Raw genomic sequence first — 4284 nt, 5'->3', positions numbered from 1 at the left:
GCGCGGGTGCGGCGGCCGGGGCCGGTGCAGCCGCGGGCAGCGGCTCCGGTGCGGCCGCGGGTGGCGGCTCCGGTGCGGCGAACGGTGTCGGCGCCGCCGTCGGTAAGGGCCTCGGCACGGCGGTGAAGGTCGGTATCGGGGTCGGGGTCGGGGCGACGGTGGTGGCGGGCGCTGCGCTCGTGCTGGCGCTCACCGGCAGCCCGAAGCCGGCACCGGAACCGCAGGCCGGGCACCCTCGGCCGGCCCCGGCCGCGCCGCACACGCCATCGCCCCGGCCGCCGCAGAAACCGCTTCCGCCGGCGGTCGGTGCCGCGCCGGCCCCGTCGCCGGCTACGACACCGACGCGCGAGCCGAGCCCCACGCCGACGCCGAAAGCGACGCCGACACCGACACCCACACCGACGCCGAAACCTCCGAGACCGACGGAGCCGACGCCCCGGCCGACGCCGACCTCGACACCGACCCCCGAGCCCACGCCGCCGAAGCCCAGCCCGAAGCCGCCGCTGCCCGCGCCGACCCCGTACCGGCTCAATGCGCTCGACCTCGACTTCATGGGGGACGGCACGAAGCCGGAGGTGCGGACGATCGGGAGCGGCTGGATGTGGCAGCGGCAGTCACCCAGGATCGACGGCACGACGTATGCGCACGGGGTGAGCGTCCATGCGCCGTCCTCGGTGATCATCGATCTCCATCGTCAGTGCACCGCGTATGACGCCGTCGTGGGCGTCGACGATCTCGGCCTCGGGCTGGGGGCGCTGCGCTTCTCCGTCTATGCGGACGGGGTGCGGCTGTGGCGGTCGGCGGTGGTGCACGGCGGGGAGCCGGCGGTGCCGGTGCATGTCCCGTTGGCGGGCCGTAGGACGCTGCGGCTGGTGGTCGATCCGGTGACGCCCGTCGACGTTTTGGCGCTGGGGGACTGGGCGCAGTCGCAGATCAGCTGTCGTTGACGGCGTCGATGCGCGGCTCCAGCAGTGCGACGACCTCGGCGGGTGCGAGTCGTGCGCCCTCGGCGTGCAGCGCCGCGTATCCGCCGTCGTATGCGCCGTCCAGCTCGGCGCGCAGCTCGTCCGCCATGCGCCGGGCGTCCTCCTCGTCGGGGACGGTCCTGGGCAGTTCGCCGCGCCAGGCATCCGCGGCGCCCAGCAGCCGGGCCGCATCGCGCGGGCGGCCGGCGCGGCGCAGCGCCGGGACCGCGCACTCGGCGACGGCCGCCAGTACGGGCTGGGTGCAGTAGAGCGTCAGCCCCGAGCTGAGCGCCTGCCGGCACTGGCCGAGCGCGCCGGTGAGATCGCCTGACTCCGTCGCGATCCGGCCCGCCAGGGCGTCCAGGACGACCGTGAAGTGGGGCGGCGGGGTGCCCAGTGCGGCGGCCGCGCGCGCCGCCTCGCATGCCTCGTGCGCCTCCTCCGGCAGCCCGCGGCGGAGCGCGATCCGGGCGCGCAGCCAGTGGTTGAACGCCCGCGGGTCCTGCACCCCCCACTCGGCGGCCTGCTCGTCCGCCCGCACCAGCTCCTTCTCCGTGCCGTCCACATCACCGCCGGCGAAGTGGAGTTCGGCCAGCCGGGACAGGATGAACGGCCCCTCGGTGTACGCGCCCAGCTCGCAGGTCAGCGCGAGCGCCTCCTCGTAGGCCGTACGCGCCTCGTCGTAGCGGCCGCGGATCTGCCGCAGCTCCGCCGTGGCGGCCGCGACCTGGGCGAGCATCCAGCGGTCGCCGACGCTGCGGGCCAGCGCGATCAGCTCCCGCTCGTCCGCCTCGGCCGACTCCAGGCCGCCGGGCAGATCGATCGCGATATGCGTACGGAACGTCAGCGAGACGCCCAGCTCCCAGGCACCGCCCAGCTCACGGGTGGTGGCGACGGCGTCGTCCATCAGCGGCAGGATCCGGTCGTGGCCGCCGAGGAAGAACGCGGTGAACGGCCACAGCAGGCCCGGGAAGCGGGCGCTGCGCGGATGCCGGCGGCGGTAGGCCGTCAGGAGCCGGGCGACCAGGGCGCGGTTCTCCGGGTTGTCGTAATCGCGGTCGAGCTGCTGGTCCTGGAGCAGGAAGAAGAGCAGCAGCCGCAGATCCATCTGCGGCCACAACTCCGGATCGGTGTCGTCGAGGTCTTCGGGGGCGGGGCCGAGGGCCGCGACCCGCTCCACCCAGGACGCGCCCTCCTCGCGGTAGTTGCGCAGCCACCAGAACCAGCCCATGGCCAGGACGACCCGATGTGCGGTGTCCGCGTCCCGGTCGGTGAGCGCGCGGTGCAGCACCGCCCGTACGTTGTCCAGCTCGGCCTCGATACGCGTCAGCCAGGGCAGCTGCTCCGCGGACCGGATGCGCGGCTCGGCGTCCGTCACGAAGCCCAGGAAGTGGCGGGTGTGCCGGGCGAGGGTGCGCGCATGCTCCTCGGGGTGGCCGGCGGCCCGCTCCCGGGCGTAGGCATGGATGGTCTCCAGCATCCGGTAGCGGGGCTCGGCGCCCCGGTGGTCGACGACCAGCAGCGACTTGTCCAGCAGCGCCCCGAGCCGGTCGAGCACCTCCTCGCCCTCCTCGCCGCACACCGCCTCGGCCGCCGCGAGGGTGCAGCCGCCGGCGAACACCGACAGCCGGCGCAGCAGCGCGCGTTCGGGCTCGTCGAGCAGGTCCCAGGACCAGTCGACGACCGCGCGCAGCGTCTGCTGGCGGGGCAGCGCGGTCCGGCTGCCGCTGGTCAGCAGCCGGAAACGGTCGTCGAGCCGGCCGGCTATCTGGCGTGGGGAGAGCAGCCGCAGCCGGGCCGCGGCCAGCTCGATGGCGAGCGGCAGTCCGTCCAGCCGGCGGCAGATCTCGTCCACCGCCGCCGGGTCCTCCGCGGCCCGGAAATCCGGCCGCACCGCCACCGCACGCTCGGCGAAGAGCTGATGCGCGGGCGCCGGCGGCAGCGGCTCCAGCGGCCGTACGACCTCGCCGGGAACGCCCAGCGGCTCCCGGCTCGTGGCCACCACGGTCAGCCCCGGGCAGTGCCGCAGCAGCAGATCGGCCAGCTCGGCGGCGGCGCCCACCACATGCTCACAGTTGTCGAGGACGAGCAGCAGTCTGCGCGGTGCGCAGTGGTCGACGATCCGGGCCACCGGGTCGGTGTGCTCGACGGCCGTACGCGCCTCCATGGCCGGCGAGAAGACAGCGGTGTCGCGCCGGCCGAGCGCGGACAGCACGGCCCCCGGCACCGCCTCGGGCGCGTCCAACGGCGCGAGCTCGGCGATCCAGACCCCGTCGGGATGCTCCCCCGACAGGGACCCGGCCAGCTCCTCGGACAGCCGGGTCTTGCCGGAACCGCCGGGTCCGGTCAGGGTGATCAGCCGTACCTGACGCTTCATCACTTCGCTTTGCAGCGAGGAGAGTTCATCCTCCCGGCCGACGAAGGAGTTGAGGCGGGTGCGGAGGTTGCCGCGCCGAGGTCCCGCATCGGAGGTCTTCGCCTCCCCCGGTCCCGCGCTCTGTGCCAGCAACTGGGCGTGCAGGGAACGCAGTTCGGGCCCCGGGTCCACCCCCAGGCGCTCCGCGAGCAGCTGTCGGGTCTCCTCGTACGCGGCCAGGGCATCGGCGCCCCGCCCCGCGCTCCGCAGCGCCCGTATCAGCTGGCCCCGGAACGGCTCGTCCAGAGGATGGTCCGCGGTCAGCTGCCGCAACTCGGGCAGCAGCTCCTCGGCGCGGCCCAGCACCAGGTCCGCATCGATCCGCCGGTGCAGCGCCGCCAACCGCAGCGCCTCCGGGCCACGGGCCGCATCCGCCCCCTCGGGCAGATCCGCCAGCGCGGGCCCCCGCCACAGGGCGAGCCCCGCCCGCAAGGTCTCGGCCGCGGCCGCCGCGTCGCCCTCCTGCAACTGCCGTGTGCCCATGGCGACCAGTCGCTCGAACCGATGCAGATCCACCTCGTCCACCTCGCCGACCAGCCGATACGCGCCCGGCAGCGACTCCACGGCCCCCTTGCCCAGCACCCGCCGCAGCCGCCCCACCAACGCCTGCAACGCACCCGGCGCATCCAGCGGCGGCCCGTCCACCGCCCACACCTCATCGATCAGCGTCTCGACCGCCACCGGCCGCCCGCCCCTCAGCGCCAGCGCCACCACCAACGCCCGCACCCGCGCCCCGCCCAGGGGCACCGGCGCTCCCCCGTCGTCCAGGACCTCCGTCGAACCCAGAATCCGATACTTCACCCGGCCATTGTCCAGTCCCATGGCTCCGCCTGCCGGTTATCCACAGCCTGGTCGCGGAACGGCGGCCGGATCCGGGACGGGAGGGGGCGAGGGTGGGGGTGG

Annotated in this window: 2 protein-coding genes and 1 pseudogene; 1 reads left to right on the top strand and 2 read right to left on the bottom strand. The window is 74.9% G+C overall.

Going from position 1 to position 4284, the window contains the following annotated elements:
* Positions 1-532 (bottom strand): annotated as a pseudogene (locus DY245_RS46185) (hypothetical protein); the annotation flags it as partial.
* A gap of 19 nt (positions 533-551) precedes the next feature.
* On the opposite strand from DY245_RS46185, the gene DY245_RS46180 reads away from it, so the two are divergent.
* Positions 552-947, top strand: a complete 396-nt coding sequence (locus DY245_RS46180; RefSeq protein WP_244943000.1) for an NPCBM/NEW2 domain-containing protein — start codon at positions 552-554, stop codon at positions 945-947.
* On the opposite strand, the gene DY245_RS12400 is transcribed toward DY245_RS46180, so the two are convergent.
* A complete protein-coding gene (locus DY245_RS12400) occupies positions 934-4182 on the bottom strand; it encodes an ATP-binding protein (protein WP_128506650.1) in 3249 nt (1082 codons plus the stop codon). The genes DY245_RS46180 and DY245_RS12400 overlap by 14 nt on opposite strands.
* Positions 4183-4284: the final 102 nt, after the last annotated feature.

The sequence above is a fragment of the Streptomyces inhibens genome (assembly GCF_003389455.1).
Lineage (GTDB): Bacteria > Actinomycetota > Actinomycetes > Streptomycetales > Streptomycetaceae > Streptomyces > Streptomyces inhibens.
Note: the sequence above shows the minus strand (reverse complement) of the source record. Positions and strands in the feature narration are given on the sequence as shown.

What these genes read in the sequence shown, in the direction of transcription:
- DY245_RS46180 (WP_244943000.1), top strand. Translation starts at nt 552, where the DNA reads ATGGGGGACGGCACGAAGCCGGAGGTGCGGACGATCGGGAGCGGCTGG.